General features: G+C 70.8%; 28 protein-coding genes and 1 pseudogene. 11 read left to right on the forward strand and 18 right to left on the reverse strand.

Annotated features, from left to right (window positions below; genetic code table 11):
* The first annotated feature begins 20 nt into the window (after positions 1–20).
* On the forward strand, positions 21–1,346 hold the full coding sequence (locus VM306_RS09420; protein WP_325513099.1) for a serine/threonine-protein kinase: 1,326 nt from the start codon (positions 21–23) through the stop codon (positions 1,344–1,346).
* On the opposite strand, the gene VM306_RS09425 is transcribed toward VM306_RS09420, so the two are convergent.
* Complete coding sequence (locus VM306_RS09425) at positions 1,331–2,188, reverse strand: hypothetical protein (RefSeq protein WP_325513103.1); 858 nt, start codon at positions 2,186–2,188, stop codon at positions 1,331–1,333. The two genes, VM306_RS09420 and VM306_RS09425, sit on opposite strands and share 16 nt — an antisense overlap.
* On the reverse strand, positions 2,181–2,672 hold the full coding sequence (locus VM306_RS09430) for a sigma-70 family RNA polymerase sigma factor (protein ID WP_325513105.1): 492 nt from the start codon (positions 2,670–2,672) through the stop codon (positions 2,181–2,183). Before VM306_RS09430 ends, VM306_RS09425 begins: the two co-directional genes overlap by 8 nt.
* A gap of 79 nt (positions 2,673–2,751) precedes the next feature.
* Between VM306_RS09430 and VM306_RS09435 the strand changes: the two genes are divergently transcribed.
* Both VM306_RS09435 and VM306_RS09440 read left to right on the forward strand, forming a co-directional pair.
* Entirely contained in the window at positions 2,752–3,246 is a 495-nt protein-coding gene (locus VM306_RS09435) for a GNAT family N-acetyltransferase (protein ID WP_325513107.1), read from the forward strand.
* Between the two features lie 57 nt (positions 3,247–3,303).
* Positions 3,304–4,575 (forward strand): beta-propeller fold lactonase family protein, encoded by a 1,272-nt coding sequence (locus VM306_RS09440; RefSeq protein ID WP_325513109.1) that lies wholly within the window; start codon positions 3,304–3,306, stop codon positions 4,573–4,575.
* Between the two features lie 3 nt (positions 4,576–4,578).
* Here VM306_RS09440 and VM306_RS09445 read toward each other — a convergent pair whose 3' ends face one another.
* Entirely contained in the window at positions 4,579–4,767 is a 189-nt protein-coding gene (locus VM306_RS09445) for an MbtH family protein (protein WP_325513111.1), read from the reverse strand.
* Between the two features lie 111 nt (positions 4,768–4,878).
* Here VM306_RS09445 and idi point away from each other — a divergent pair, with 111 nt between their 5' ends.
* Complete coding sequence (gene idi / locus VM306_RS09450; protein WP_325513158.1) at positions 4,879–5,466, forward strand: isopentenyl-diphosphate Delta-isomerase; 588 nt, start codon at positions 4,879–4,881, stop codon at positions 5,464–5,466.
* Positions 5,467–5,484: 18 nt separating this feature from the next.
* On the opposite strand, the gene VM306_RS09455 is transcribed toward idi, so the two are convergent.
* A complete protein-coding gene (locus tag VM306_RS09455) occupies positions 5,485–6,036 on the reverse strand; it encodes a LysE/ArgO family amino acid transporter (protein WP_414672353.1) in 552 nt (183 codons plus the stop codon).
* Between the two features lie 99 nt (positions 6,037–6,135).
* Here VM306_RS09455 and VM306_RS09460 point away from each other — a divergent pair, with 99 nt between their 5' ends.
* From VM306_RS09460 to VM306_RS09480, 5 genes are all read left to right on the forward strand, one after another.
* Positions 6,136–6,993, forward strand: a complete 858-nt coding sequence (locus VM306_RS09460) for a LysR family transcriptional regulator ArgP (protein WP_325513160.1) — start codon at positions 6,136–6,138, stop codon at positions 6,991–6,993.
* A 145-nt stretch (positions 6,994–7,138) separates the two neighbouring features.
* Positions 7,139–7,846 carry a DUF998 domain-containing protein gene (locus tag VM306_RS09465; RefSeq protein ID WP_325513115.1) on the forward strand — a complete coding sequence of 236 codons (708 nt, stop codon included), beginning with the start codon at positions 7,139–7,141 and terminating at the stop codon, positions 7,844–7,846.
* Positions 7,771–8,181: a hypothetical protein gene (locus tag VM306_RS09470; protein ID WP_325513117.1), complete on the forward strand. Its 411-nt coding sequence runs from the start codon at positions 7,771–7,773 to the stop codon at positions 8,179–8,181. Before VM306_RS09465 ends, VM306_RS09470 begins: the two co-directional genes overlap by 76 nt.
* Entirely contained in the window at positions 8,181–8,747 is a 567-nt protein-coding gene (locus tag VM306_RS09475) for a TIGR03086 family metal-binding protein (RefSeq protein ID WP_325513119.1), read from the forward strand. Before VM306_RS09470 ends, VM306_RS09475 begins: the two co-directional genes overlap by 1 nt.
* A gap of 20 nt (positions 8,748–8,767) precedes the next feature.
* On the forward strand, positions 8,768–9,097 hold the full coding sequence (locus VM306_RS09480) for a hypothetical protein (RefSeq protein WP_325513121.1): 330 nt from the start codon (positions 8,768–8,770) through the stop codon (positions 9,095–9,097).
* On the opposite strand, the gene VM306_RS09485 is transcribed toward VM306_RS09480, so the two are convergent.
* The gene (locus VM306_RS09485) at positions 9,090–9,788 is read right to left on the reverse strand and encodes a class I SAM-dependent methyltransferase (RefSeq protein WP_325513123.1); all 699 of its coding nucleotides are present in this window, start codon (positions 9,786–9,788) and stop codon (positions 9,090–9,092) included. The genes VM306_RS09480 and VM306_RS09485 overlap by 8 nt on opposite strands.
* Positions 9,781–10,449 carry an NAD-dependent protein deacetylase of SIR2 family gene (locus VM306_RS09490; protein ID WP_325513125.1) on the reverse strand — a complete coding sequence of 223 codons (669 nt, stop codon included), beginning with the start codon at positions 10,447–10,449 and terminating at the stop codon, positions 9,781–9,783. Before VM306_RS09490 ends, VM306_RS09485 begins: the two co-directional genes overlap by 8 nt.
* A gap of 252 nt (positions 10,450–10,701) precedes the next feature.
* On the opposite strand from VM306_RS09490, the gene VM306_RS09495 reads away from it, so the two are divergent.
* Complete coding sequence (locus VM306_RS09495; RefSeq protein WP_325513127.1) at positions 10,702–12,375, forward strand: cellulase family glycosylhydrolase; 1,674 nt, start codon at positions 10,702–10,704, stop codon at positions 12,373–12,375.
* 37 nt (positions 12,376–12,412) lie between these two features.
* Here the strand turns inward: VM306_RS09495 and VM306_RS09500 are convergent, their stop codons facing one another.
* The 3 genes from VM306_RS09500 to VM306_RS09510 form a co-directional block, all read right to left on the reverse strand.
* Entirely contained in the window at positions 12,413–13,894 is a 1,482-nt protein-coding gene (locus VM306_RS09500) for a glutamate--cysteine ligase (RefSeq protein WP_325513162.1), read from the reverse strand.
* An 87-nt stretch (positions 13,895–13,981) separates the two neighbouring features.
* Positions 13,982–14,620 (reverse strand): 4'-phosphopantetheinyl transferase family protein, encoded by a 639-nt coding sequence (locus tag VM306_RS09505; protein ID WP_325513129.1) that lies wholly within the window; start codon positions 14,618–14,620, stop codon positions 13,982–13,984.
* A gap of 2 nt (positions 14,621–14,622) precedes the next feature.
* On the reverse strand, positions 14,623–15,441 hold the full coding sequence (locus VM306_RS09510) for a metallophosphoesterase (RefSeq protein ID WP_325513131.1): 819 nt from the start codon (positions 15,439–15,441) through the stop codon (positions 14,623–14,625).
* 672 nt (positions 15,442–16,113) lie between these two features.
* On the opposite strand from VM306_RS09510, the pseudogene VM306_RS09515 reads away from it, so the two are divergent.
* A pseudogene (locus VM306_RS09515) lies at positions 16,114–16,458 on the forward strand (transposase); the annotation flags it as partial.
* 68 nt (positions 16,459–16,526) lie between these two features.
* On the opposite strand, the gene VM306_RS09520 reads toward VM306_RS09515, so the two are convergent.
* The 9 genes from VM306_RS09520 to VM306_RS09560 form a co-directional block, all read right to left on the reverse strand.
* On the reverse strand, positions 16,527–19,016 hold the full coding sequence (locus VM306_RS09520) for a CHAT domain-containing tetratricopeptide repeat protein (RefSeq protein WP_325513133.1): 2,490 nt from the start codon (positions 19,014–19,016) through the stop codon (positions 16,527–16,529).
* 3 nt (positions 19,017–19,019) lie between these two features.
* Positions 19,020–19,478 (reverse strand): hypothetical protein, encoded by a 459-nt coding sequence (locus VM306_RS09525; RefSeq protein ID WP_325513135.1) that lies wholly within the window; start codon positions 19,476–19,478, stop codon positions 19,020–19,022.
* Positions 19,475–20,071 carry a sigma-70 family RNA polymerase sigma factor gene (locus VM306_RS09530; protein WP_325513137.1) on the reverse strand — a complete coding sequence of 199 codons (597 nt, stop codon included), beginning with the start codon at positions 20,069–20,071 and terminating at the stop codon, positions 19,475–19,477. The genes VM306_RS09525 and VM306_RS09530 overlap by 4 nt, the downstream gene beginning before the upstream one ends.
* Before the next feature lie 7 nt (positions 20,072–20,078).
* Entirely contained in the window at positions 20,079–21,692 is a 1,614-nt protein-coding gene (locus tag VM306_RS09535) for a S8/S53 family peptidase (RefSeq protein ID WP_325513139.1), read from the reverse strand.
* 73 nt (positions 21,693–21,765) lie between these two features.
* Positions 21,766–22,941 carry a histidine kinase gene (locus VM306_RS09540; protein WP_325513141.1) on the reverse strand — a complete coding sequence of 392 codons (1,176 nt, stop codon included), beginning with the start codon at positions 22,939–22,941 and terminating at the stop codon, positions 21,766–21,768.
* 13 nt (positions 22,942–22,954) lie between these two features.
* Positions 22,955–24,700, reverse strand: a complete 1,746-nt coding sequence (locus VM306_RS09545; protein WP_325513143.1) for a cation acetate symporter — start codon at positions 24,698–24,700, stop codon at positions 22,955–22,957.
* Positions 24,697–25,101, reverse strand: coding sequence for a hypothetical protein (locus tag VM306_RS09550; RefSeq protein WP_325513145.1), 405 nt, complete (start codon positions 25,099–25,101; stop codon positions 24,697–24,699). Before VM306_RS09550 ends, VM306_RS09545 begins: the two co-directional genes overlap by 4 nt.
* Positions 25,098–25,991, reverse strand: coding sequence for a LytTR family DNA-binding domain-containing protein (locus tag VM306_RS09555; protein WP_325513147.1), 894 nt, complete (start codon positions 25,989–25,991; stop codon positions 25,098–25,100). Before VM306_RS09555 ends, VM306_RS09550 begins: the two co-directional genes overlap by 4 nt.
* A 313-nt stretch (positions 25,992–26,304) precedes the next feature.
* Positions 26,305–26,598, reverse strand: coding sequence for a hypothetical protein (locus VM306_RS09560; protein WP_325513149.1), 294 nt, complete (start codon positions 26,596–26,598; stop codon positions 26,305–26,307).
* Positions 26,599–26,992: the final 394 nt, after the last annotated feature.

A 26,992-nucleotide genomic window follows, 5' to 3' on the forward strand; every position in this document is an offset into this window, starting at 1 on the left:
TTCCCGCTACCCTCGAACTGGTGAAGGTGGACCAACCACAACGCATAGGCGACTACCTGCTCCTGGGCAGGCTTGGTCGTGGTGCCATGGGAACGGTCTACCTGGGACAAGGCAGCGACGGACGGCAGGTCGCCGTCAAGGTCGCCCGTGCCGAGCTGGCCGACGACCCGCGCTTCCGCGAGCGGTTCCGCCGCGAGGTGCAGATGGCCCGTGCGGTCGGCAGCGCCGGCACCGCGGCGGTCGTGGACGCCGACACGCGCGCCGCACGCCCGTGGATGGCGACGGAGTACGTGCCCGGCCCGACGCTGCAGGAGGCCATCGAGCGGCACGGCCCGCTGCCGGAGCACCACGTGAGACGACTCGCCGAGGGCCTGGCCGAGGCGCTCACCGCGATCCACCGGGCGGGCCTCGTCCACCGCGACCTCAAGCCGTCCAACGTGCTGCTGGGCGCCGACGGCCCGCGCGTCATCGACTTCGGCATCTCCCGCGCGATGGAGCACACCGCGCTGACCGAGACCGGCATGGTCTTCGGCACGCCCGGCTTCCTCTCGCCGGAGCAGATCACCGGCCAGGAGGTCGCGGCGCCGTCCGACGTCTTCGCGCTCGGCGCCGTGCTGGTCTACGCGGCGACCGGGAAGGGCCCGTTCGGCGAGGGCCCGACCGCCACGCTGCTGTACAAGGCCGCCCACGGCGAACCGGACATCGAGGGCGTGCCCAAGTCGCTGCGGCCGCTCGTGCAGAAGTGCATGCACCGCGACCCGGCCAAGCGCCCGGAGCCTGCCGAGGTGACGCGCCTGCTCTCCCAGGTCGTCACGCCGAAGCAGCCGACCACGAAGCTGCCGGCGCCGATGACGCCCGCCGCGGCGACGTTCTCGACGTCGCGGTTCGTGCCGATGGTGTGGGGCCTGGTGAACCTCGCGGCCGCCCTGCTGGCCGCCGCGATCGCCGACCCCGCCGCGAAGGCGAACGGCGCGACGCAGCTGCTCGCGCTGGCCGCGTTCTGCGTGCTGGTCGTGCGCGCGGCCCGGCTCTTCGCCGCGGCGGCCCGCAGCAAGGTCGTCATCGAGATCAGCCGCGAGGGCATTGCCACGACCCGCAACGGCAAGTTCCACCAGTACTGGTGGTACGAGCTGGCACGGGTCCGCGTCGTGCCGCACAAGAAACGGCCGTGGGTCGTCGTCTGGTTGAAGGACCCGGCGCCGCGCCGCTTCTTCGGCGCGCACCACGGCGGTGTGCGGGTCTTCCCGGTCGCCCACGAACGGACCAGGCGGCGGCGTGAGCGCGACGTCGCCGAGCTGCGCGCCGCCCTGGCCTGGTACCTGCCGCGGTCCTACGACGGGCGCTGATCGGTCCACTCGTAGGTGATGGTGACCGAGGTCGTCACGGTGTCCGCGGGGATCCGCGCGTCGATCGCCTTGCGCTGCTCCGAGCCGGAGACCTGGCCCGTCGCCGGGTCGATGGTGAACACGGTCTTCCCGCCGTCGGCCGACACCTTCCCGCCGTCCCAGCGGATCTGCGGCGACTCGGCGAGCCTGCGGTACAGCGCGGCCTTCTCCTCGTTCGTGGTGAACGGCGAGAGCATCGCCGGCGACGCGGTCTCCAGCATCTGCAGGGGGTCGGTGCCCATCGACTGGTTGGCGGTCTCCTCCTCGCACGGCGTGCTCGCGCAGAAGGAGCTCCACAGCACGGGACCCCGGTAGTCCTCGGGCACGACGTCGCGGGCCGGTCGGTCCGCGCCCGCGACCAGCCGGTGCCCACCGGTGAACCTGCGGTAGATCACGACCATCTCGCCCGGCGCGGTGGGCAGCCACACGTCGAACTCGAACTCGACCGCCGACGCGGTGAACGGGTCCCCGGCCCCCCTCACCTCCCAGATGCGGTACTTGACGCGCTTGTACCGCGCGGACGGCTTCCCGGCCACCTCCAGCAGCGTCGCTGCCTCCTGCAGCGACGTCGCGGGCGCGGTCGGCATCGTCGCCGGCGCGTCCCTGGAGGCAGGCCGCAGCAGCACCACGAGCCCGGTGATCATCACCACCGCCACCGCCGCGGCGGCGATGCCCACCCAGCGGTACGAGCGGGGCCGCGGCTTCTCCGCGAAGAGCTGCTCGCGCAGACGGGCCAGGCGCACGTCGTCGCTGCCCCGCACGGGGTAGAGCTCCGCGAGGTCGTCGTCCAGCACGTCACGCATGTTCCACTTCCTTCAGCTTGGCGCGCAGGCGGTGCAGGCGGGACCGCGCGGTGCCGGGGTTCATGGCGAGCGCCTCGGCCGCGTCCTGCACGCTCAGCCCCGCGAGCGAGACGAGCAGCAGCAGGTCGCGGTCGGCGCCGGACATCGTGGCCAGCGCGCCGGCGATGCGGCGCAGGTGCGACCGGGCGTCGATGCGGGTCACCACCGAGTGCTCCAGCGACTCCGCGACGCCGAGGTCGACGCCGTAGCGTTCGGCGGTGCGCAGCAGGCGGGTCTCACGCTTGGCGTGACCGCGCAGCAGGTTCGTCGCGATGCCGTAGAGCCAGCCGACGACGCTGCCCTTCGCGGGGTCGTAGTTCTCCTCACCGCGCATGGCGGCCAGGAAGGTCTCGCTGACGAGGTCGTCGGCGACGTCGGCGCCGACCCGCCGCGCCAGGTACCGGTGCAGGGGGTGGGCGTGCTCGTCGAACAGCTCCGCGAACATCACGTCCTCACTTGGCCCGCCACGGCACCGGTGTTGCAGTGACCTGAATCACAGTCGACGCGCTCCCGATGATGATGACATGACCAAGTGGATCGTCACGGCCGCCGACGCCGCGCGTTCGCCGCTCACCCGCGAGTACAACGCGGAGATGATCAGCCGCTACTGGGGACGGCCGACGAACGACGCGGAGATCGACGCGTACGAGCGCGACGAGCAGGACGACGACGTGCCGGTGTTCCTCGTCGTCTCGCGTGACGGCGAGGACGTGGGGTGCCTCGGCATGCGGTTCGTCGGCGACGGCGTCGGAGAGCTGACCCGGATGTTCGTGCGGGTGCCGTTCCGCGGGCAGGGCGCGGCGTCGGCGTTGCTCGCCGCGATGGAGGCCGAGGCCCTGGAACGCGGCATCGCGGTGCTGCGGCTCGACACGCGCGCCGACCTCGTCGAGGCGCGAAAGCTCTACGCCAAGCACGGTTTCGCGGAGATCGACCCCTACAACGACGCCGGGTACGCCGACCACTGGTTCGAGAAGCCGCTGTTGAGGCTAACGCCCGCTGGTCCGGTCGCGATGTCCTGAGAAGGTCGGGATGTAGGCGCCCAGGAGGCATTTGACATGCGGTTACGTCCATTGGTGATGGCTGCTGCCGTCGCCGCGGCACTGGTGGTGTCCCCGGCCTCGGCCGCGCCCGCCGGCCGGGTGCTCGGGTACGTCGCCAACAACGGCGGAGGGGTGTCGGTCATCGACACGGCCACGAACGCGGTGTCCGAGACGATCTCCGACAGCGGCGGCAACTCGCCGTACATGGCGGCGGTCGCCTTCGACGGAACCCGCGGGTACGTGACGAACTCCGTGCAGAACACGCTCACGGTCATCGACACGCCGACCAACGCGGTCGACAGGTCCGTTCCCGTCGGAAGCCACCCGGCAGGTGTCGCGGTCGCCCCCGGTGGCGGTTTCGTCTACGTCACCAACTACGGCGACGGCACCGTGTCCGTGGTCGACACGGCCACGCTGACGGTCACCGCGACCATCACCGTCGGCCAGAACCCGGACGGCGTGGTCGTCACCCGCGACGGCAGGGCCGTCTACGTCACGCACGACGTCGTCGGCCCGAGCAAGGTCTCGGTCATCGACACCACGGCCAACGCGGTCGTCACCACGATCCCGGTGGGCAGCACCTCCACCGCGATCGCGGCCTCCGCGGACGGCACCCGGATGTACGTGGTGAACAAGGGGTCCGACACCGTCTCCGCCATCGACGTCGCCTCGCGCACCGTCGTCGGCACCGCCGCCGTCGGCTTCACGCCGCACGGCATCGCGTTGTCGCCCGACGGGACCCGCGCGTACGTGACGAACAGCGAGTTCGACTCGGTGTCCGTCGTGGACCTGACGACCATGACGGAACTGCGGAAGATCGTGGTCGGCGACCGCCCGATCGGCGTGGCCCTCACGCCCGACGGCGCCAGCGCCTACGTCACGAACTTCGGCAGCAACACGGTGTCGGTCATCGACACGGCGACGGACGCGGTCACCGGCACCCTCGCGGTCGGCCAGCGCCCGGTGGGCATCGCGGTCAGCTTCGTGCCGCCCGCCCCGTCGAAGCTCGCCGGCGGTCACGCCCAGCTGCAGCTGCGGCTCCTCGGGTTCACGGTCCGCGGGCTCGACGCCACGCTGACCGAGAAGCACACCGGGGCGCCGGTCGCCGGTCAGAAGGTCATCTTCCAGACGGTGAAGGGCACGCCCCTCTGCACGGCGACGACCAACTCCTCCGGCACGGCGACCTGCGACTCGCAGGTGCCGCTGCTGGTCGGGCTGTCCACACTGCTGCAGGGCTTCACGGCCTCGTACGCGGGCGACAACGAGCACGGTGGCGCGTCGTCGCACGGGTACATCACTCTGCTGTAGGTGTCAGGCCGCGGCCGGCAGGTCGGCATGGAACGCCGCGATGTAGTCGAGACAGGACTGCTTGCAGGCGACTCCGTGGACGACCTGCCAGCCGGCGGGCACCTGCAGCACCGCCGGCCAGATCGAGTACTGGCCCGTCGGGCTGACCAGCACCAGGAACATGGTGTGCGCCTGTGCGAACGGGGATGTCATGACCCCAGGGTGACCTGCGACACCTAGGGCGCGGCTATCCGCGCGCTGGAGCTCTCACCCGGACGTCAGTTCCCGATCTTCCGCCGCGTGTGGTTACGTGTGGGCGTGACTGTGGAACAGGTGGTCCTCCTGGCCGAGGACGGTTCGGCCATCGGCGTCGAGGACAAGGCCGTGGTGCACCACGCGGACACACCGCTGCACCTCGCGTTTTCCAGCTACGTCTTCGACTCGGCGGGCAACACGGTGCTGACACGCCGCGCGTTGCACAAGAAGACGTTCCCCGGCCTGTGGACGAACACCTGCTGCGGCCACCCGGCGCCGGGGGAGGACATCGCCCGGGCCGTGCTGCGGCGGTTGCGCGACGAGCTCGGCATGGAGGTCTCCGAGCCCGAGCTGCTGCTTCCGGCGTTCCGCTACCGCGCCGAGATGGACGGCGTCGTCGAGAACGAGATGTGCCCGGTGTTCCGGGTGCTCACCGACGACGAGCCCACGCCGAACCCGGACGAGGTCGATTCCACCGAACGGGTGGCGTGGACGAAGTTCGCCGCCGACGTGCTCGACGGCACGCGCGAGATCTCGCCGTGGTCCCGTTTGCAGGTCGCCGAACTGGTGAAGCTGGGGCCCGACCCGCTGGCGTGGCCCGTCGCGGACCAGGCAGGGCTCCCCGCGGCGGTCAGGCTGGGCTCACCACTGCGGTGAGCCACTCGCCGACGCGGGTCACGACCCGGCGATCAGGGCCACCCCGAGGCCGATCATCACGGCGGCGACCAGACCGTCCAGCACCCGCCACGCCCGCGGCTTGGCGAACACCGGGCTGAGCAGCCGGGCGCCGAACCCGAGCGCGACGAACCACGTGACGCTCGCCGCGACCGCGCCGACGCCGAAGAGCCACCGCCCGGCCGCGATCGAGCCGAGCAGCACCAGCGTGTCGAGGTAGACGTGCGGGTTGAGCCACGTCAGCGCGAGCGCCGTGAGCACGGGCCGCCCGGAGCCGCCGTCCGGGGAGACGGTCATCGCGGACGGCCGGAACACCCGGCGAGCCGCCAGGAACCCGTACCCCAGCAGGAAGATCCCGCCCGCGATCGCGGCGACCGTGATCACCGAAGGCCACCTCCGCACGACGGCCCCGAACCCGGCGACGCCCACGGCGACCAGGACGGCGTCCGAGACGGCGCAGACGGCGACGACCTTGGCCACTTCCTGACGCAGAAGCCCTTGGCGCAGCACGAAGGCGTTCTGCGCGCCGATGGCGACGATCAGGGTCATCATGGTGCCGAAGCCGAGGATCAGATCAGTCACAGCTCGAACGGTATTGACGCGTTCTTGATGAGACCAACTAAAGATTCTTACGTAGCATTAGCGCTCGTGATGGACCTCGACCTGGTGCGCACGCTGCTCGCGGTCGTCGACGCGGGCACGTTCGACGCGGCCGCCACCGTGCTGCACGTCACGCCTTCCGCTGTGTCGCAACGGATCAAGGCCCTCGAACAGCGCACCGGCCGCGTCCTGCTGGTGCGGGCCCGCCCGGTGCGGCTCACACCGTCGGGCGAGGTGCTGGTCCGGTACGGTCGGCAACTGCTCGCCCTCGACCAGGACCTGGACGCGGCCCTCGGCGAGGCCGCCGTCGTGCGCGTGCCGATCGCGGTGAACGCCGACTCGCTCGCGACGTGGTTCCTCCCCGCGCTGCAACGGGTCCCGGCGGAGCTGAGGATCTCCTTCGACCTCCACCGCGAGGACCAGGACCACACGACGGCGTTGCTGCGCCAGGGCCTGGTGATGGCGGCCGTGACGTCGTCCAGGGAACCCGTCGCGGGCTGCGAGGTGAGGCGGCTCGGCGACATCCGCTACGCCGCGATGGCAACGCGGTCCTTTGTGGACCGGCACGCCGAGGGCCCGCTGAAGTCGTGGCTGCCCGGCGCGCCGGTCGTCGTGTTCGACCGCAACGACGACCTGCAGGACCGGTTCGTGCGCACGCTGACCCGCGGCCGCGGCGCCTCCGACCACCGCCACTACGTGCCGTCGTCCGAGGTGTACGTGCGGGCGATCGTCGCGGGCCTGGGCTGGGGGATGGTGCCACCGCAGCAGCTGCAGGACGGCCTGGTCGACCTGGCGCCGGGCCGTTCGGTGTCCGTGCCGCTGTACTGGCAGCAGTGGAAGCTCGACTCGCCGGCGCTGACCGCGGTGGCCGGCGCGGTCGCGGCGGAAGCGGCCGTGGCGCTCGAGTAGGAACCGCACGGCGTCCGCGTGGTGACGTCGCGGACCGCAGGTGTGCCGAGTCGGTCCTCGAGGACTTCGGACAGGCCGGGGGCGTGAACCTGTCGGCTTGCTGAACCCAGGAACCCCGCGGGTTCACGCGAGCGTTGTCCGTTGTGTGCTGATTCCTCGACTCGCCGCCGCCGGCGGCTCACTCGCCGTCGTCGCCACGGTGGCCATGGTCGGGTTGCTCGACCTGACCGTCGGATCGTTGCGCCGCACGATCAGCGAGTACGCGCTGGGCGACCACCGGCCGGTCTTCGACACCGCCGTGCTGCTGCTCGCGTTCGGCTCGCTCGCGATCCTGGCGGCGCTCGTCCACAGGGGGCTGGCGAGGTGGCGGTCGACCGGCTCCGTCGCGCTGGTCCTGTGGTCCGTCGGCCTGGTGCTCGTGGTGGCGTTCCCGAAGACGAACTGGGCGATGGGAACCAACGAGATGAGCGGCGGCATCCACCGGTTCGGGAGCATGCTCGCGTTCGTCAGCCTGCCGATCGCCGTCATCGCGCTCGCACGGCCGTGGATGAGGCATCACGTGTGGGGGCGACACGCCAGATGGACGATGCTGTCCGGTTTGCTGAGCGTTGTCGCATTCATGCCGATCTTGTACGCCATTGCGATGGGAATGGTCTCCGACGTTCGGTGGTGGCGCGTGTTCCCGTTGGGCTACATCGAGAGGATCTTGCTCATCGCCGAGGTCGGCGCCGTGCTCGTCGTCGGGCTCTGGGCCGTCGCGGCCAGTAGGGTTGCGCCATGGCGAGTTGGGGAGATCTCGCGGATTACGTCCGCGCCGAGTACGACGTCATCCACGACGACGGCGAAGAGCTGAGGGTCCTCTTCACCTTCGGCGACGTGGAGGAGGACGAGGACGACCGCACGCAGGTCGTGATCATCGTCAGGGAAGTGCTCGACAAGCAGCACGAGTGGGTGCAGATCGCCTCCCCGTGCGGGCTGGCCTCGCAGGTGGACCTCCGCGCGGTGCTGGAGGAGGTCGGCAACTCCACCGTCGCGTGTGGTCTCGCGATCATGGGGGAGCACGTGATCGTGCGGCACTCGTTGCCGTTGGCCGACCTCGACATCCACGAGTTCACCGACCCGCTCCAGCTGCTCGCCGGCACGGCGGACACGCTCGAGGAACAGTTCTGGGGAGGGGACGGCTACTGATGTTCGACCTGACTCCCGCGGCCGATCGGCTCGCGGGAGTGGTGCGCGCGGTGAAGGACGGCGACCTGAAGGCGCCGACGCCCTGTCCCGAGTACATGGTCGGCGACCTGCTCGACCACGTGAACGGCCTGTCGCACGCGTTCACGATGGCGGCCCGCAAGACTCCGCTGGACGGCGGCGGCACGGGCGACGCGGCGCGGTTGCCGCTCGACTTCCGCGAGTCGATCCCGCGGCGCCTGGGCGAGCTGGCCCTGGCGTGGCGCTCGCCCGAGGCCTGGGAGGGCATGACCGCGGCGGGCGGCGTCGACCTGCCGGGCCAGGTGGCGGCGGCCGTGGCGCTGGACGAGATCGTCCTGCACGGCTGGGACCTCGCTCGCGCGACCGGGCAGGACTTCGAGGTCGAGGAGGACCTGCTCCAGGTCGTCCACGGCTTCGTGTCGTCGATCGGTCCCGGCGACCGCGACGGCTCGCTCTTCGGGGCCGCGGTGGAGGTCGGCTCGAACGCGCCTCTGCTCGACCGTGTCCTGGGACTCAGTGGGCGCGACCCGCGGTGGCAGCTAGGTTAGGCTCTCCTAATGTGAGAGCGATGACGGTGCAGGTTCGGGCAGGGCTGGGCGTGGGACGCCTGGCCGCGGCCATGGAGTCCCTGGTGGAGCTGCACCCCGAGCTGTGCCGTTCCGGATTCGCGCACCACGAGGTCACCGACCCCGCCGCCGCCACCCCCGCCGCCCTCGCGGAGGCGGAGGCGGGGCTCGACCTGCAGACCGGCGTGCTGATGCACGTCGTGTGGCTCGACGCCGGTCCCGCGAGGTCAGGGCGGATCGTGCTGGTGCTGCACGACATCGTGGCCGACCGGCTGCCCCGGATCCTGCCGTGGCTCGTGCGGGCGTGGAGGCAGCCCGCGTTCGTCAGCTGACCTTGCGCGCCACGAACACGTGCTCCCTGCCCGGACGGTCGGGGGCGTCGCGCACGTCGACGACCTCGAAGCCGCCGCGGACGAGGCTCTGCTCCACCTCGGGACGCGACCGGAACCGCAGGGTCGAGTCCGAGGCGATCACCGAGCCGTCCGGGAACCGGTAGGTGTGGCGGAACGAGACGAACGGCAGCCGCACGTCGAGCATCTCGAGCTGCTCGCGCACCCCGCTGCGCACCCGCGGCTCCGCCCGCGACCAGTCCTCCCAGGCCCGCTGCTCCGGCCGCCGGGTCTCGAACACGAGGTACCCGCCGGGCCGCAGCGCGCCGTGCACCCCCCGCAGCGTGGCCTCCCAGTCCTGTCCCAGGAACACCTGCGCGACGTTCCCGGTCATCGTCGCGAGGTCGACCGACAGCGGGGGCAGCGTCGTCGCGTCGCCGTGGATCCACGTGACGCGGGAGTCCTTGGCCCGTGCGATCTCCAGCGACGCCAGCGCCGGGTCCACCCCGATGACGGTCCGTCCCGACGCCGCCAGCGACACCGCCAGGGACCCGGTTCCGCACCCGATGTCGAGCACACTCTTCGCCTGGATCTCGGCGGCGATCCCGAGGTAGAGGTCCAGGTCGTCGCGTGGCCCGTCGAAGGCGTCGTACAGCCGTGCGAGGCGGGGGTCGGCGAACAGCGCGTCAGGCATTCCACATCCCAGGTCCGACGACGAACGGCATCAGCAACTCGATCACCTCGTGGTCAGGTCGTCCGTTGAGTTCTTCTTCCGCGACCCGACGCGCGATTCCTGCCAGAAAATCAGCCACCTGCACGCGTGCGTCGTACTGAGAGTCAACCAGAGTCAAGCTTTGCAGCCGTGGGGCGAGGTTCTTCAGTTGTCGAATTCGCCCATCTGTCAGCGACAGCTGCTGGTCGTGCACGATCGACACGGGCCCGCCCCACTGCGCGGCGGCCCGCAGGATGGCCGGGAACAGCGGGTCGAGCGTCCCGCGCGGCCCACGGGCCCGCAGCAGGTCGTTGTAGAGCTCCAGCGGCCCGCTCACCGCACCGAACTCCGCGCGCACCCGTGAGGCGAGGAACCGCCGCTTGTCCACGAGCTGCACGCGCGCCTTGCCCGCGAGCGGGCCGTCGGGCCCGAGGAACCACAGCAGCACCCACCGGTTCTTCTGGCGCAGCAGGTGGTTCGCCTTGTACTCGAGGGCGGGCGACTTGATCATCTCCCGCAACGCCGCGACGCACGCCGAAGCCTCCTCGTGCGAGAACCGCACGCCCGCGTGCGCGAAGACCGCGGTGACCCCGCCGACGAGCTTCTCGCCCTCGGACCCCGACTCGTCGCAGGCGATCTCCATCAGGACACCCGGAGGACCCGGCCCGGCCGCGGGGCGTCCGGGGTGGGGCGCTCGCCAGCCAGGCTGAGCTGGTGTCACGGTGCTCGTCGCTCGCATCAGGTTCGAGGATGCCCCACTCGGCTTGGTCCGGTCGCCCGAATTTGTTGACACGGGTACCGGCCTGGTGCTGTGATTCACGACACCACTGATAGGAAACGTTCCTAACTAAATCGCCGCCACGCCCTGCTGTTCCCCCTCACACAGGAGGCACCTGTGGCCAGATCCCTGCTGTTGGCAGTCCCCGCGGCGCTGGCGCTCGCCGTCCCCGCGGTCGCGGTGGCCGCCCCGGTCCAGTACCAGGCGGAGAGCGCGACGATCTCGAACGGCCTAGTCGAGTCCAACCACGCCGGCTTCACCGGTGCGGGCTTCGTCAACTACGACAACGAGACCGGCAGTTCCGTCGAGTTCACCGTGACCGCGGCGAACGCGGGCCCGGCGACCCTGACGTTCCGGTTCGCGAACGGCCAGACGGCCGACCGCCCGATGGACATCGCGGTCAACGGCTCCGTGACAGCTCCTGCTCTCTCGTTCCCGAGCACCGGCGCGTGGACGTCGTGGACGACCAAGTCGGCCACGGTGAACCTGAACGCGGGCTCGAACAAGATCAAAACCGTGGCGACGACGTCCAACGGTGGCCCGAACCTGGACCGCATGGACGTCGACGCCACGACAGGCACCCCGGACACCACAGCCCCCTCGGCGCCCGGCAACCTGCGCGCGACCGGCACCACGTCGTCCTCGATCTCACTGGCGTGGAACGCGTCCACCGACAACGTGGGCGTGACCGGCTACGTGCTGTCCAACGGCCAGACCACCACCGGCACCACGCACACCGTGACGGGCCTGACCCCGGACACCGCCTACACCTTCACGGTCCAGGCACGCGACGCGGCGGGCAACCTCTCCGGCGCGTCGACCCCGCTCACGGTCCGCACCACCCCCGGCGGCACCAGGCCGCACGACATCAATGGCCTGCTGCGAGTGTGCGGCGTCCAGCTCTGCAACCAGTACGGCAACCCGATCCAGCTGCGCGGCATGAGCACGCACGGCATCCAGTGGTACCACCAGTGCGCCAAAGCGGCGTGGTGGGACGCCCTGGTGAACGACTGGAACGCGGACTTCATCCGCGTGGCCATGTACATCCAGGAAGACGGCTACGAGACCGACCCCCGCAAGTTCACGGACCTGATGCACAGCTACATCGAGGAAGCCACGCGCCGTGGCATCTACGTCCTCGTCGACTGGCACCAGCTCTCACCGGGCGACCCGAACTACAACCTGGCGCGAGCCAAGACGTTCTTCACCGAGATCGCCCAGCGCCACAAGGACAAGACCAACATCATCTACGACATCGCGAACGAGCCGAACGACACGTCGTGGGCACGCGTGAAGTCCTACGCCGAACAGATGATCCCGGTGATCCGCGACATCGACCCGGACAGCCTGATCGTCTCGGGCACCCACGGCTGGTCGACCTTCGGCCACTCCGACGGCGAGGACCCGTCAGTCGTCCTCGACAACAGGATCAACGCCACCAACTTCATGTACTCGTTCCACTTCTACGCCAACTCGCACAAGCAGGAGTACATCGACGTCCTGAACCGCGTGTCCTCGGCGGTCCCGGTGTTCGTGACGGAGTTCGGCACGCAAACGGCCTCCGGCGGCGGCGCGAACGACTTCACGACGTCGCAGAAGTACATCGACCTGATGGCTCAGAAGAAGATCTCCTGGGCCAACTGGAACTTCTCCGACGACGGCCTCTCGGGCGCGGTCTTCAAGACGGGCACGTGCTCCGGCACCACGTTCGCGGGAACCGGAGTGCTGAAGGAGGCGGGCGTCTGGGTGCGCGACCGAATCCGCACCCCGGACAACTTCCCCACGAGCTGACGCTCAGCGGAGCGGTGCGGCGGTTTCGCCGCACCGCTCAGCCAGTAACCGGCCAAGTGTGCACAGGCTCGTTGGCGTGCATCAGGTCCACGTACGTCCGCAGCATCGTGCGCAGTGCATCCGCCCGATCCATGTGCGAGTGGTCGTAGTGGCGGTGAAACTCGCGCGCCTGCCAGGTCGCGCCGTTCACCCCGCTCAGACACCGCTGCTCGATGACGCCGAGAAGCCGGTCGCGCTCGGTCGAGTCGACGCCCCACCGGATCAACCCCTCGTGTGCGAGAGGAAGGAGTCGCCGCAACACCAACTCGACAACAGGCACAGTGCCCACCCCGGGCCAGTACATCTGCGCGTCCATCCCGTTGCGCGCAGCGGCGTTGAAGTTCTCCTCAGCGGCCTGGAAGCTCATCTGGGACCACAGTGGACGCTCGTCCTCGGCCAAAGCCCGAACCAGCCCGAAGTACAGAGCAGCGTTGGCCAAAGTGTCGACGATGGTCGGCCCAGCGGGCAGCACCCGGTTCTCGACGCGCAGGTGCGGCTTGTCGCGCACCACGTCGTACACCGGGCGGTTCCAGCGGTAGATGGTGCCGTTGTGCAGCTTCAGCTCGCTCAGCGCCGGGGTGTCGCCCTTGTCGAGCACGGCGAGCGGGTCCTCGTCGTCGGTGATGGGCAGCAGGGCGGGGAAGTAGCGGACGTTCTCCTCGAACAGGTCGAAGATCGAGTTGATCCACCGCTCGCCGAACCACACGCGGGGGCGCACGCCCTGGGCCTTCAGCTCGTCGCCGCGGGTGTCGGTGGCCTGCTGGAACAGGGCGATGCGGGTCTCGCGCCACAGCTCCTTGCCGAGGAAGAACGGCGAGTTCGCGCCTACCGCGACCTGCACGCCCGCGATGGCCTGGGCGGCGTTCCAGTAGGCGGGGAACTGCTCCGGTGACACCTGCAGGTGCAGCTGCGTGCTGGTGCAGGCGGCCTCGGGCACGATCGAGCTGGCCGTGAGGTGCAGGCGCTCGACGCCGTCGATGGAGATCTGCAGGTCCTCGCCGCGCGCGGCCAGCACCTGCTCGTTGAGCAGCGCGTACCGCGGGTTGCCGGAGAGCAGGTCGGGCGAGATGTGCTTGGAGCGCAACGTCGGCAGGATGCCGTTGATGACCATGTGGGCGCCGACCTCGCGCGCCTTCTCCTCGGCGGAGTTCAGGCTGCGGCGGACCGTCTCCTCGAACGACGTGATGCCGCCGCCCGCGAGGCGGCGCGGGGCCACGTTGATCTCGAGGTTCCACTGGCCGAGCTCGGTCACGAAGTCCGGGTCGTCGATGACCTGCAGCGCCTCGTGGTTCTTCATCGCAGGGTCGGCGTGCTCGTCGATGAGGTTGATCTCGATCTCGAGGCCGGTCATCGGCCTCTCGAAGTCGAACCGCGCCTCCCGCAGCATCCGCGCGAACACGTCGAGGCATCGGCGCACCTTGGTGCGGTACCGCGTGCGGTCCTCGCGCGTGAACTCGTGCTTCGCGACGTCCTCGCCCATGGTGGCCTCCCGGCGTTCGAGGGCTAAGCCCACCACTCCTTACCCCGGTTGATCAACCCTGACACCCTGGTCTTTCGTCCAGGAACGTCAGGCCGGCACCGCGATGGCCGTCACGAGGACGTCGCCCTGCACCAGCCACCGTCCGTCGAACCCGGCGACCGGGGTGTCGGCCAGCAGGATGCGCGAGTGGAACGTGCCGTCGGCGGCCAGGGTGATGTCGGCGTCCTCGAAGCCCAGCCACCGCCGCGTCACGGGGAACCAGGCCTTGTACGTCGACTCCTTCGCGCTGAACAGCAGCCGGTCCCAGCAGATCTTCGGGTCCTCCGCCGCCAGCCCCGGCATCCTGTCGATCTCCGACGGGAGCGCGATCGCGCCCAGCACGCCTTCCGGTGCGGGCGCGTGCGGTTCGGCGTCGATGCCGATGGTCCGGAAGTCGGTGCTCAGCGCGAGCGCCGCGGCCCGGTAGCCGGCGCAGTGCGTCAGGCTGCCGACGACGCCCTCCGGCCACAGCGGTTCGCGCTTCGGCCCCGGCAGGATCGCGACGGGTTCCACGCCGAGCCGCCGCATCGCGTCGCGGGCGCACGCGCGCACCGAGCTGAACTCGAACCGGCGCTTGGGCACCGCGTTCACGATCAGCGCCTCCTCCTCGGGGAAGAGGTCGGCCGGCTGCTCGTCGTCGTACCGCTCCACCGCCACGACGGGCGGGGGAAGAAGCTGTTCCAGCACCTCTACGACTCCCGCAACACGTCGTGCAGCTTCACCCTGGTGGTGCCGCGTGGTTTCCACTCGCGCGGGTAGCCGAGCGAGACCTCGTCGAAGCGCACGCCGTCGTAGTGCGTCGTGCGGGGGATGTGCAGGTGGCCGTAGACCATCTCCACCGCGTTGAACCGCGTGTGCCAGCCGGCGGTCAGCTCGGTGCCGCACCAGAGCGCGAACTCGGGGTAGCGCAGCACGAACGTGGGGTCGCGGACGAGCGGGTAGTGGTTGATCAGCACCGTCGGGCCGGTGACCTGGGCGAGGCGCTCCTCGGTCTCCGTCACCCGCGCCTGGCACCACGCCTCGCGCGACGGGTACGGGTCCGGGTGCAGGAAGTACTCGTCCGTGCACACGACTCCCGCCTCGCGCGCGATGGCGAGAGCCGACTCCACGTCCGTGGCACCCGGTGGCCGGAAGGAGTAGTCGTAGCCGAGGAACAGCGGACAGACGGTGACCGGCCCCCTGTCGCCGTCGAAGACGGCGTACGGGTCCTCCGGAGTGATCACGCCGAGCCCCCGGCACAGCTCCACGAGCTGCTTGTAGCGCATCTCGCCGCGGGACTGGTTGGGGTCGTCCTTGGTGGTCCAGAGCTCGTGGTTGCCCGGCGACCAGATCACCTGCGCGAACTTCGGGCGGAGCTGCGCGAGCGTCCACTCGACGTCGGCGAACTTCTCGCCGATGTCGCCCGCGACGATCAGCCAGTCCGCCGGGTCCGGTGCGGAGATCGCCTCCACCACCTGGCGGTTGTCCTGGTAGGTGACGTGGAGGTCGCTGGTGGCCCAAAGCTTCACGTTCGAACGGTAACCCGAGCGTCAACGGTCGCGTGATCATCACCGGAGGTGTCCACAGCGTGGTCACCGGGAACCACTCGATCGTGGAACGGATGACACGACCGGTTATCCGTTCGTCGCAGACCGTGCGCCACTCGTCTCAACTGGGCCAGCCGTGCATCGCCACCGCACGCCCGTTCATCGCCTTGTTCGGCCGATGGACTTACCTGCTCCGTAACCGCCTTCTTACTGTGAGCGCTGTCACCTGACGGAAAAGTCCTGGCGGAGGACCACACCATGACCGACTCGCAGTTCGCTCGTACCCCGGACCCGAGGCCGGCGCGGCAGGTCCCGCCCCGCCAGGTGCCCCAGCGCCCCGTGCCCCCGCGCCAGACCCAGGTCCCGGTCCGCTACGGCCAGCCGGTCGACCCGCGCCTGGTGGGCACCACGTCGTTCCGCCGCACCGTGGGCGCCGAGATCGCCCGCGGCGTCCAGCCGCACCAGGGCTACGCCGTCCCCCCGCGCCGCACGACGGCCGAGGACACGGCACTGGCCACCCTGCTCCGCTCCCGTCAGCGCGCCGAGTCCCTCCGCCAGGACCCCCGGCCCGCCGACGCGGCGCTGCGGCAGGACTCCTGGGCCCGCACGCCCGTCTGGCCGGAGCACGCCGCCGACAGCGGCCGCGGTGACGTCATCGACCAGCTCTCCGCCCGCCTGGTGTCCCCGAACCTGTGGGCCGTCGTCGAGCCGCTGATCCCGCCGGCCAAGGTGCGCCGCCAGGGTGGTGGCCGCGGCCGCGTGTGCAACCGCTCGGTGTTCACCGCGATCGTGTTCGTGCTTTCTTCCGGATGCGCGTGGCGGCACCTGCCCGCGTCGTTCGGCGTGACCGTGCCCACCGTGCACCGCCGGTTCCAGGAGTGGACCGACCTGGGGCTGTGGGTCCGGTTGCGGAGGGCCGCGGCCGAGGGGGCCTGCGGGACCGACGAGCTCGACTGGATCCGGGCCGTGCTGGACGCGGCCGACCGTCGGGCGGCGAAAGCCGCCGGCTGAGCTCGTCGGTCTCGCGCCGGGGACGTCCTGATCCAGGGCGTCCCCGGCTTTTCACGTCACCCGGCGCCGAAGCACACGAGCGGTACCAGCTGCTCCGCCGCGGAGGTGGCCGCCAGGGCCTGAGCCGGGTCCGCTCCGCCCACGACGGCCCGGTGGTACTCGGCCATGACGGGCACCGCGAGGTCGTCCGGGACGCGGGCCACGCTGGAGATCACGGTCGTGGTGCCGACGTAGAGCATGGCCGCGGTGAGCCCGAGGATCTCGTCGCCGGGCCGCACGGCCGCCTGCCCGACATCGCAGGCGGAGAGGACCACGTGCCCAGGCGGGCGCGCCAGGTCCTGGAGGTCGTGGGCGAGCAGCGGACCGTCCGCGAGGTCGAGGCAGGAGAACAGGACGTTGTCGGGCTCGTGGTGGCCGTGTGTGGCGATGTGTGCGACGCCCACGCCGTCCAACGCGCGCAACGTGTCCCGCACAGTCGCCTGCTCGCCGACCAGCTTCACGCCACCGGGGTAGATCAGCGCGAGTTCGTTGACCTCGGTCTCGGCGTGGTCGAGTTGCGGGCCTGCCACCAACAACGCGCTTTCTCGTGACGTGTCGCGCGAACGGTGCGCGTGCACCCACGCCGTGGCCGAAGGGGCGACCGACACCGCTTTGCCCCGCAGACCCGGCAGCAGGCCCCACGGGATCGCGGCCAGCCCGGTGCACGGGACCACGACGACGGCGTCCAGGTCGATCCGCAACGGCGCCAGCAGGTGGTCCTGGAGCTTGCCGAGGTGCCAGTCGGCGGACGCGCGCAGCACGTCCTCGACGCTCGTGGGCAGCTTCCACCCCGTGAGCGCGTCGAGGTCGCTGAGCAACCGCTGGGTCGTCTCCCGCACTGCCGCCGTGTCGCCCAGGTCGACCAGGCGCGTCGACGTGCCTCCGATCGTGAGGGCGGCGAGCCGGTCGCCGCGGGTGATGAAGCTGATCATCGTGCGGCCCGCCGCCGCGAGCTCGGCGCGCAGCTCGCGCAACGACACGTGGTCCGCGCTGTCCCCGGTGCCGTCGCGCTGCCACTCCCGCTCGCGCAGCCGCCGTTCGAGGTGGGCGAGCCTGCCCCCTGCCCGCGGGTCGCGGCTCACCTGCCGGAACTCCGCCAGCAGGTCGCGGGTCCCCGGATCGGCGGGCGGACGCACCCCGCGGGCGCGGAAGGCCTGCGCCCGGCACCGTTCCGACCAGCTGAACACCATGTTCGGCGTGCCGCGCTCGAACGCGAGGTCCAGTCCCGTCCGCGCGAGCTCGACGCCCAGCGCGGACGCCCCCGCCCTCATCTCGATGCTGCCGAACCTCCTGCGGTGCCCGTCCAGCGCCGAAAGCCCTTGCCGCAGCTGGGAGAACGCCCGAGTCCGGCGTCCTCCTGCCAGCTCCACGTCCGCGGTGACGAGCCGGCGCAGGAGGCGGACGTCCAGCGGCTCACCCGCGCCCGGCCGCCCCACCGGGCCCGTCGCGTCACCGGAGGCGAGCAGCGCGCGGACCGACACCAGTTCCGCGGCGGCCGCGTCGTGCCGCAGACCCAGGGCGCGCAACCTGGTCGCCAGCTGCCGGGCGGTCGCGGCGAGCTGACGCGGCCTGCGCGTGGAGGGGAGCTCCGCGCGGATCGTCGTCAGCTCCGCCAGCCCCGCCCACGCCGCGTCGCCGTGCCGGCGGAACCGGCGCGCGGCGCGTCCCGCCCACGTCCGCGCGTCGTGGTGGCGGCCGAGCGCGAGCGCGACCTGGGCCCTGGTCAGCTCCGCCCACGCGTAGTCGACGCTGAGCCGGTCACCCCGGAACAGCTCGAACGCCGTGTCCATCTCCCGTTCGGCCGCGCTCGCCATCCCCGCCGCGAGCAGTGCCCTGGCCTTGTCCACCGCGACCACGGCGAGGTAGCCGGCCCCGTGCACCGCATAGCCGCGAGCGGCGGCGTCGAGCGTGCGCAACGCGAGCGGGATGTCACCGACGAGCAGGTGGCAGTAGGCGTCGTCGTGGTCGACCTTCGCCTCGATGAGCTCGAAACCGTGCAGCCGCGCGATCTCCCGCGACCGCCGCAGGTCCTCCCTCGCCGGGCGCACCCTGCCGACGCCGAGGTGCAGCGTGGCGCGGTTGAGCAGGGCCGACGCGAGGTTGTAGAAGTCCCGCGCCTCGGCCAGCAACGGCACGGCCGCGTCCAGCACCGGCAACGCCTCGTCGGTGCGGCCCGCGCGGTGCAGGATCGTGCCGCGGTTCTGCAGCAGGATCCCGCGGTGCCGCGGCGCGACCACGCGGTCGGCCTCGTCCAGCAGCGTGAGCCCTGCCTCGGTGTCGCCGTGCTCGGCCTCGGCGAACGCCAGGCTGATGAGCACCCGCCCGGTCAGCCACCGGTCATCGGGCGAGCCCTCTCCGCCTGGCCAGCCCAGGATCCGCAGCGCCGCGCGGAGCCTGCGCGCTCCCGCGGCGGGACGGCCGCTGTTGGTGATCCCCGCACCGGCCTCCCGCATCCGCACCACCCTGGCGATCGTCGCCGGGCTGAGCGGTACCGGGAGGCCGTCCACGTCTCACAACTCGATCGTCGGTGTGGTGACCACGGCCCCGGCCCTGATGACGAGGTACGCCGACGTGCGCGGCAGACCGTCGAGGACGAACCGCCCCCGCTCGTCCGTCTCGGTCGTCCACGATCCCCGAGGGGACCGCAGCTCCACCGAACCGGTGCCCGCCGGCGTCAGCCAGCCGTCGAGCCGCACCGCGCCGGCGTCGTCGACCCGCAGCCCGATCGTGATGGTCGCGCTGGCGCTCTCGAAGCTCAGCAACCTCCTGTCGTCCTCGCCCCGCGTGCCGACGGCGAGGAGGCTCGGCGACTCCCGCGCGACCTCCATCCCGAGGTCCCGCACCGCGATCGAGAACCTGATGCCGTCGAGCAGGTCCGCCGGCATCGGGTCGAGCGCCTCGTAGACCTCGCGCACCGCGTCCAGGACGAGGAGGTCCTGCTCGTCCAGGGGTTCGTCGGAGGTGTTCACCGCCAGCCCCCGTCCTGGTCGGCCGTGAGCGCCGCCCGCAGCTGGGCCAGGCACCTGCCGCGCGTGGGCCCGATGCCGCCGACGGGCATGCCGAGCCGCTGGGACAGCTCGGCGTAGCTGGGCCGGTGCACGAACGCCACGACGCGCAACAACTCCTGGCAGCGCTGGGAGAGCGTCCCGACGGCGGCCCACAGCCTGCGCTGGGCGTCGTTCAGGACCGCGGACTCCTCCGGCGTGGCCGAGTCGTCCGCCCGTTCGTGCCCGTCGACCGACTCGTGGTCGCGCCGGGTGCGCAACATCCGCCACGCCTCGCGCTTGGTGGTCGTGGCGAGCCACCCCGCCACGGCGGTGGGCGTGTGGATGCGGTCGACCTCGTCGAGGAAGCGCATCCACGCCACCTGCACGGCGTCCTGACTGCTCGCCCTGTCGAGCCCCTGAGCGCGGGCCACCTGCCACAACATCGGTGTCAGCAACGCGATCAGCTCGTCCAGCCGGTCGCGGTTGCCGGCGCGCAGCTCGAGGAACAGGTCGACGACGCGGTCACGGCGGTGCTGAAAAGCGCTCTCCGGCGCTGCGGCTTCACCGTTCGGCATGACAGACCTACGTATTCTCGCCGCCGAGCCGCTGGATCGCCGCGGCGGCCCGTTTGATGGTGTCGGTGTGCGCGAGTGAGGAGACGGGGCTGTTCAACAACAGCTGCGCCAGCTTACCCACCACCAGCGGTGTGGCGAAGGAAGTTCCACTCCACATGGCAAAACCACCCGAGTAGTCGTCGCTCTCCATCGACTCGCGGAAGTTGATGGGGTCGTTCTCGGTCACCAAGGCGGGCCTGATGCGCTTGAAGATCCTCAGTGCCGCGGCCCTGGCGGCGTTGGTGGCCTGGGGGAAGGTGCTGACGAGCGCCGCCCCGCGCGCCCAGCACGTCACCCACCTGTCGTTGTCGTTGCTGAACAACGACCTGGTCAGGTTCGGGTTCAGCGCGCCGACGCTGATCACCGGCGGTCCGCCGTTGGTCACCGGGTCCTCACCGCCGGTGCGCTTGGCGAGTGCGGCCGGGTAGAACTCGCGGCTGCTCGCGAAGTTGCCCGCCGCCGCCACCACGATCACGCCGCGCCCGCGCAGCTCGTCGATCGCCTTGGTCAGCTCGTCGCGCTGGGCCGCGCCGAAGTCGCCTTCGAGGAAGTTGCCCAGCGACAACGACACGATGTCGACCATCTTCGCCCTGTCCTGCGCTGTGCTCGTCGGGCTCTGGGCCGCCACCACGCGGGCGAGCAGCTGGCTGAGCGCGTAGGAGATCACGCCGGAGCTGGCGATCCCGTCGTTGTGCATGACCCTGATCGACAGCACCGTGGCGTCCGGCTCCACCTGCTGGATGAGCCCGGTGATGAAGGTGGCGTGCCCCGAGTGCGTGCTCAGCTCACCGACCAGTGGGTCCGAGGCGAACGGCACGTCCTCCCAGCCGCCGGGGGCCTCGCCGGGAAGCGCCTTGGCGTCGATGTCGGCCTGCAGCTCCTCGTCGACGACCATGAAGTCGGTGGTGCCCTGGGGATACGCGTCCAGCCACGTGTTCTTCGACTTGCCCGTGTCGAGCACGGCGATCACCGGCCGCCGCCCCACCACCCGCGCGTCGGGGAGCCTGGCCGGGCGCGGGATCTTCAACGAGACCGGCCGCCGCCAGTAGCCCAGTTCGTCCAGGCCGTACGGCCCGCCGTTGACGGCGCCGGGAACGCCGCGCAGGGTCCCCGACGAGCCGCCGATCCCGCCCATCGCCGTCCCGACCAGCAGGTGGTTCAGCCCGACGCCCTCCATGTCGTCCGGGGAAAGGACGGACCGCAACGTCTGCAGCGCGAGCCACGCGTCGACCACGGCGGGACGGGTCGGGTCGCTCGGCCTCAGGACACCCCTGGCGAAGGCCGCGTTGCCCTGCGAGTCGTCCACGAGCGTCAGACCCAGCAGTTTCTCCAGCGTCGCGCTGTACACGTCGAAGTTCTTCCGCTGCCGGTCCGGGATCAGCAGGTCGTCGGCGCGGTAGATCGTGGAGCTCACCGGGAAGCCGGGGAGGGCGGGCGCCGTCTTGGGGTCGAGGACCCTGGCGTTGTGCCTCTCCAGCACCTCCTCCGGTATCGGCGGGAGCCCGCCGGGGGAGGGTGCGGCCTCGTCGGTGTCCAGGGGGTCGGGTGGTCCGAAGTACCGGATGTCGTCTAGGTCGGCCATGCCTTCAGGGGGAACCGCGGCCGACGCCGAAATACCGTTTCCCGGTAACGAAAGGGAAACGGTGGTGGCGGGCTCACATGCCGTTGATGCCCGCCTGGTACTTCGGCACCCGCACGGTGATCTTCGTGCCCAGCCCGCACGCCGTCTCCACCACGAGCCCGTACTCGTCGCCGTAGACCCGTCGCAGCCGTTCGTCGATGTTGCCGAGCCCGATGCCGGCGGACTCGTCGACCTGACCGGCGAGCGTGCGGCGCAGCTTCTCCGGGTCCATGCCGATGCCGTCGTCCTCGATGGTGATGTGGGCCTCGGCGCCGCCGTCGTTGGCGTAGATCTGGATGTGGCCCGGCTCGACCTTGCCCTCCATGCCGTGCCGCACCGCGTTCTCCACCAGCGGCTGCAGGCACAGGAAGGGCACGGTCACCGGCAGCACCTCGGGCGCCACCTGCAGCGTGACCTTGAGGCGTTCGCCGAACCGCGCGCGTTCCAGCGCCAGGTACTGGTCGATGGACCGCAGCTCCTCGGCCAGCGTCGTGAAGTCGCCGTGGCGGCGGAACGAGTAGCGGGTGAAGTCCGCGAAGTCGAGCAGCAGGGTCCGCGCGCGCTCCGGGTTCGTGCGGACATAGGAGGCGATGGCGGACAACGAGTTGTAGATGAAGTGCGGTGAGATCTGGGCGCGCAGGGCGCGCACCTCGGCCTCGACCAGGCGGGTGCGGGAGCGGTCCAGCTCGGCCAGCTCCAGCTGGCCCGCGGCCCACCGCGCCACCTGGTTGGTCGCGCGCACCAGACCGGCCGACGCCTCACGCGAGTAGGCCGCCAGGGTGCCGACCACGCGTCCCTCGACGGTCAGGGGAGCCACGACCGCGCAGTTGATCGGGCAGTTCGGCTCGCCGCAGCCGATGTCGAAGGCCTGGGTGCGCCCGGTCAGGAACACGTCCTCCGCCAGCGACATCGCATCGGCGGCGTGGTGTTCGGAACATCCTTCCCACGCCACGACCTCCGTCTCGTCGGTCAGGGCGAGGGCGGGCGTGTCGAGGAGGGTGCGGAGGTGCCGCGCCGACTTCTTCGCGGCGTCGGGGACCAGCCCGGCGCGCAGGGGAGGGGCGGCGGACCAGGCGGTGTGCAGTGTCTCGTAGGTGACGCGCTGGGCCTCGGTCGAGAGCGAGTGCTTGGTGCGCGTGCCCCGCCACAGGACGAGCACGGCGGCTCCACCGACGACCAGGATCGCCGCGGCGGTGAGGAAGTTCTGCATGTCACGCCACCTCCTAGCTTCGCTCTTGACCCGAGGAGGACGAGCCGGAGCCGTCCAGCCCGAGGTTCTCGGGTGCGTGGAGCTTGACCATCGTGCGTTGCACTCCCGAGGGAACGTGCCGCTGGGTGAGCAGCGAGACGACGTACATCACGGTGAAGCCGAGGGGTACCGTCCACGCGGCAGGACGCGAGAGCAGCACCTGGTACCAGGAGTCGCCCGTGTCGGCGAACATCGTGACGAGACCGGCGGTCAGGGCGGGGACGCCGCCGGCGAGCATGCCCGCCACCGCGCCCACGGTCGTGATCCGCGGCGACCAGATTCCCAGCAGCAGCAACGGGCACAGCGACGACGCCGCCACCGCGAACGCCAGGCCGACCATGTCCGCCACCGGTATGCCCGTCGACACGAACGTCATCGCCAGCGGCACGAGCCCGGCCAGCACCGCCGAGATCCGGAACCCGCGCACCCCGCCGAGCCGCAGCACGTCCTGCGACAGCACCCCGGCCAGCGACACGACGAGGCCCGAGGACGTCGACAGGAACGCCGCGAAGGCGCCGCCCGCCACCAAGGCGCCGAGGAGCTGGCCGCCGATGCCGTCGACCACGCGTGTGGGCAGGACGAGCACCACGGCGTCGGTCTGGCCCGTCATCAGCAGTTCGGGCGTGTAGATGCGGCCGAGAGCGCCGTAGATCGGCGGCATCAGGTAGAAGACCGACAGCAGGCCGAGGACGATCAACGTCGTGCGGCGCGCGGCCGTGCCGTTCGGGTTGGTGTAGAAGCGCACGATCACGTGTGGCAGGCCCATGGTGCCCAGGAACGTGGCGATGATGAGCGAGTACGCCCCGTACAACGGGAAGTCGGCGCCGCTCGACATCGGCAGCGACCAGGACTCGTCGGTGTTGTGGGCCATTGTGGACAGATGCGGCACCGCCGCGTCTTGGGGGAACCTGAACTCCGAGCCCTGGCCGATGTCGTGGTAGCCGCTGGTCAGCGCGAGGCTCTGGTCCTGGACGCGCACGCCGTCGACCTCGCCGGTGCCCTTGATGACGACGGGCTGCTCGGCGTGGATCGTGGTCTGCCGGGGGAACGTGACGTCGGTGTCCTGCCGGAAGGCGGGGAACTCCGGCTCTGTCAGCGAGTCGGCGCCGTTGACCTGCCAGACGACGATCAGGAACACGATCGGCACGGTGATCGCGGTGAGCTTGAGCCAGTACTGGAAGGCCTGCACGAACGTGATCGACCGCATCCCGCCGGACATCACGTTCACCGTCACGACCACCGTGACGACCAGCGCGCCCACCCAGTCCGGCGCGCCCGTGACGGTGTTCAGCGTCAGGCCCGCGCCTTCGAGCTGCGGCAGCAGGTACAGCCAGCCGATCGCCAGCGCCAGCATCGACGCGACCGCGCGCACCACCCGTGAGCGGAAGCGCGCCTCGGCGAAGTCCGGCAGGGTGTAGGCGCCGGAACGCCGCAGCGGCGCCGCGACCATCGTCAGCAGCACGAGGTACCCGGCCGTGTAGCCGACGGGGAACCACAGCATGTCCGGCCCGTAGGCGAAGATCAGTCCCGCGATGCCGACGAACGACGCCGCCGACAGGTACTCGCCGCCGATCGCCGACGCGTTCCACCACGGCGACACGGTGCGCGAGGCGACGTAGAAGTCGGACGTGGTGCGGGAGACGCGCAGGCCGTAGATGCCGACCAGGATCGTGCCCAGCACGACGACCACCACCGCCACGACGGCGTACCCACTCGTCATGGACGTTCGACCAGCTCCGCGAACTCGCGCTCACTGCGCTCGGCCTGCCGCACGTAGAACCAGCCGGCCAGCAGCAGCATCGGGGACGTCGCCACGCACAGCAGGAACCACGGCAGCCCCAGGCCGAGCACCCGGAACTTCCCGAGCTCCGGCTCGATCGCGAACAGCAGCGGCAACAGCCCGAGCGCGCCGCACGCCACCACGCACACGGACAGGCCGAGCCGCCGTTGCGCCCGGATCAGCGTGCGCATGTAGACGGCGCCGAGCTCGCTCTGCTCGTTGATCTCGCGCGTGCCCGAGTAGGGGCGGCGCGCACGGGGCGCCCGCGTGCGCGGGCTCGTCACCACCACGCGCTGGGTCGGCCTGGGCGCCGGCCGGTGGGGTGGTGGCGGCGTGGTCACGACCCGAGCCCGTTCCTCGGTTGCGCGACACCGGGCACCGGAGCGGGCCGGGCGCGGCGCACGAGGAGCTGCCGCAGGTGTCTCGCGTGCCGGCGGCTGACGGGCAGCACGGCGCCGCCGATCGTGACGCTGAGGTGGCCGTCCTCCAGGCGCATCTCGTCGATGTGGCCCAGCGCCACCAGGTGGCTGCGGTGGATGCGGACGAACCCCGCGCTGCGCCAGCGTTCCTCGAGACCGTTCAACGCCGCCCGGACCAGTCCACTGCCGGTGGCGGTGTGCAGGCGGGCGTAGTCGCCGTGCGCCTCCACGTACCGGATGTCGGCGAGGCGGATGAAGCGCGTGACACCGCCGAGCTCGACGGGGATGACCTCGTCACCGACCTCGGGCGGCGTGCCGTTCGCGGGCTGCGCGGGCGGGGGAGAGGCGGGTTCGGTGGCGGTCTTGGAGTCCCAGACCTCGTGCACGATGCGGTGCACGGACTCGGCGAGCCGTTCCTGGCGCACCGGCTTGAGCAGGTAGTCGAGAGCCTTGAGCTCGAACGCCTCGACGGCGGGCTGCTGGTGCGCCGTCACGAACACGATGGGCGGCGGCTGAGCGAACCGCGAGAGCACACGGGCGAGGTCGAGACCGTCGAGCCCGGGCATGCGGATGTCGAGGAACACGGCGTCCAACGGCTGACCGGCGTCCATCGCGCGGTGCAGCACCCGGAGCGCCTTGGTGGCGTCGGTGACCGCCTCCACGTGGGCGATGCGCGGATCGGAACGCAACAGGTACACGAGATCTTCCAGCGCGGGCGCCTCGTCGTCGACGGCGAGCACCCGCAGAGAGCGCTCGAGGCTGCCACGTCGATCCGGCCCCTCGCAGACGGGGCAGGGCAGACCAGAGGTCATTCGAGATCGAGTCCAAACTGTGTACGGCCGATCCTCACGTGGCGTCGATTCGGACCACGTCCGGTCCTCACGCGCCCGGTGAGCCGAGGGCGTCGGATACGCGATCATGCCCCCTCACGGAGGGTGATCCGCCGCGGGGGTCCGTGTGCCGGACGTGCGCACAGCCGAGCACCCCCTCCCCGCCCGGCGAACCCGGACGGCCGAATCATCCGCCAGGACCAGGACGTGCGGAAACCCCCCGATCGGCGGTGTCTCGGATGCCAGACGCAAACCCGGTGACCTCACCCGGCGGGACGAGTCCGTCCGGGCCGTGTCAGGGCTGCCGGACCGCCCTGGGCTGGGCCGCGAGCGCGTCACCGAGCGTGATCTCCAGCTCGATGAAGGACTCCTCGGCGCGCCGGGCGGCGACGCTCACGGAGGCGGCCGCGGCAGGCCCGACGAGTCTGCGAGTGGGCGCGCGCAACGCCTGGATGGCCTCGGACCACTGGTTCGAGAGCTTGGCGAGACCGCTCAGCGTGTCGACGAGGTCGTCGGTGTTGTCCGGCGGCGACGCGACGATCTCCGCCAGCCGGTCGCGCAGCGCGTCCAGTGCCGGGTCCACTTCCATCCTCCCGTCGTGTCGCGACAGCGGGTGAGGACGAGTGCGAACATTTCCCCCACTGGGCGACACCATATCTCGGCAACGGCGGTCCAGCGCAATGATGTTGCCTCACTGCGACTAACGGGTCAATCGGACACCATTGCGTCTCACCAGGCGCCGTTTAGCGGTTTTGCCGACACCTCGCCGGTTCAGCGCGCCTGATGGGCCAGGTGCGCGGGGGGTGTTGGGCCGAACCGGTGTGTCGTGGGTCGCATCATTCACCGCATTGTGTTAGTCATCCTCGAGTTCTCGGCGGACGAATTAACTCTTTTGCGGCAACGCCCCGAGAATGGTGGACGTTTCTACGATCTCGTGACGGGCGCCCGGTGTCGACGGGTGATCAACCGCAGGTCCGCGGGTG

The organism is Lentzea sp., from assembly GCF_035525475.1.
Taxonomy (GTDB): domain Bacteria; phylum Actinomycetota; class Actinomycetes; order Mycobacteriales; family Pseudonocardiaceae; genus Lentzea.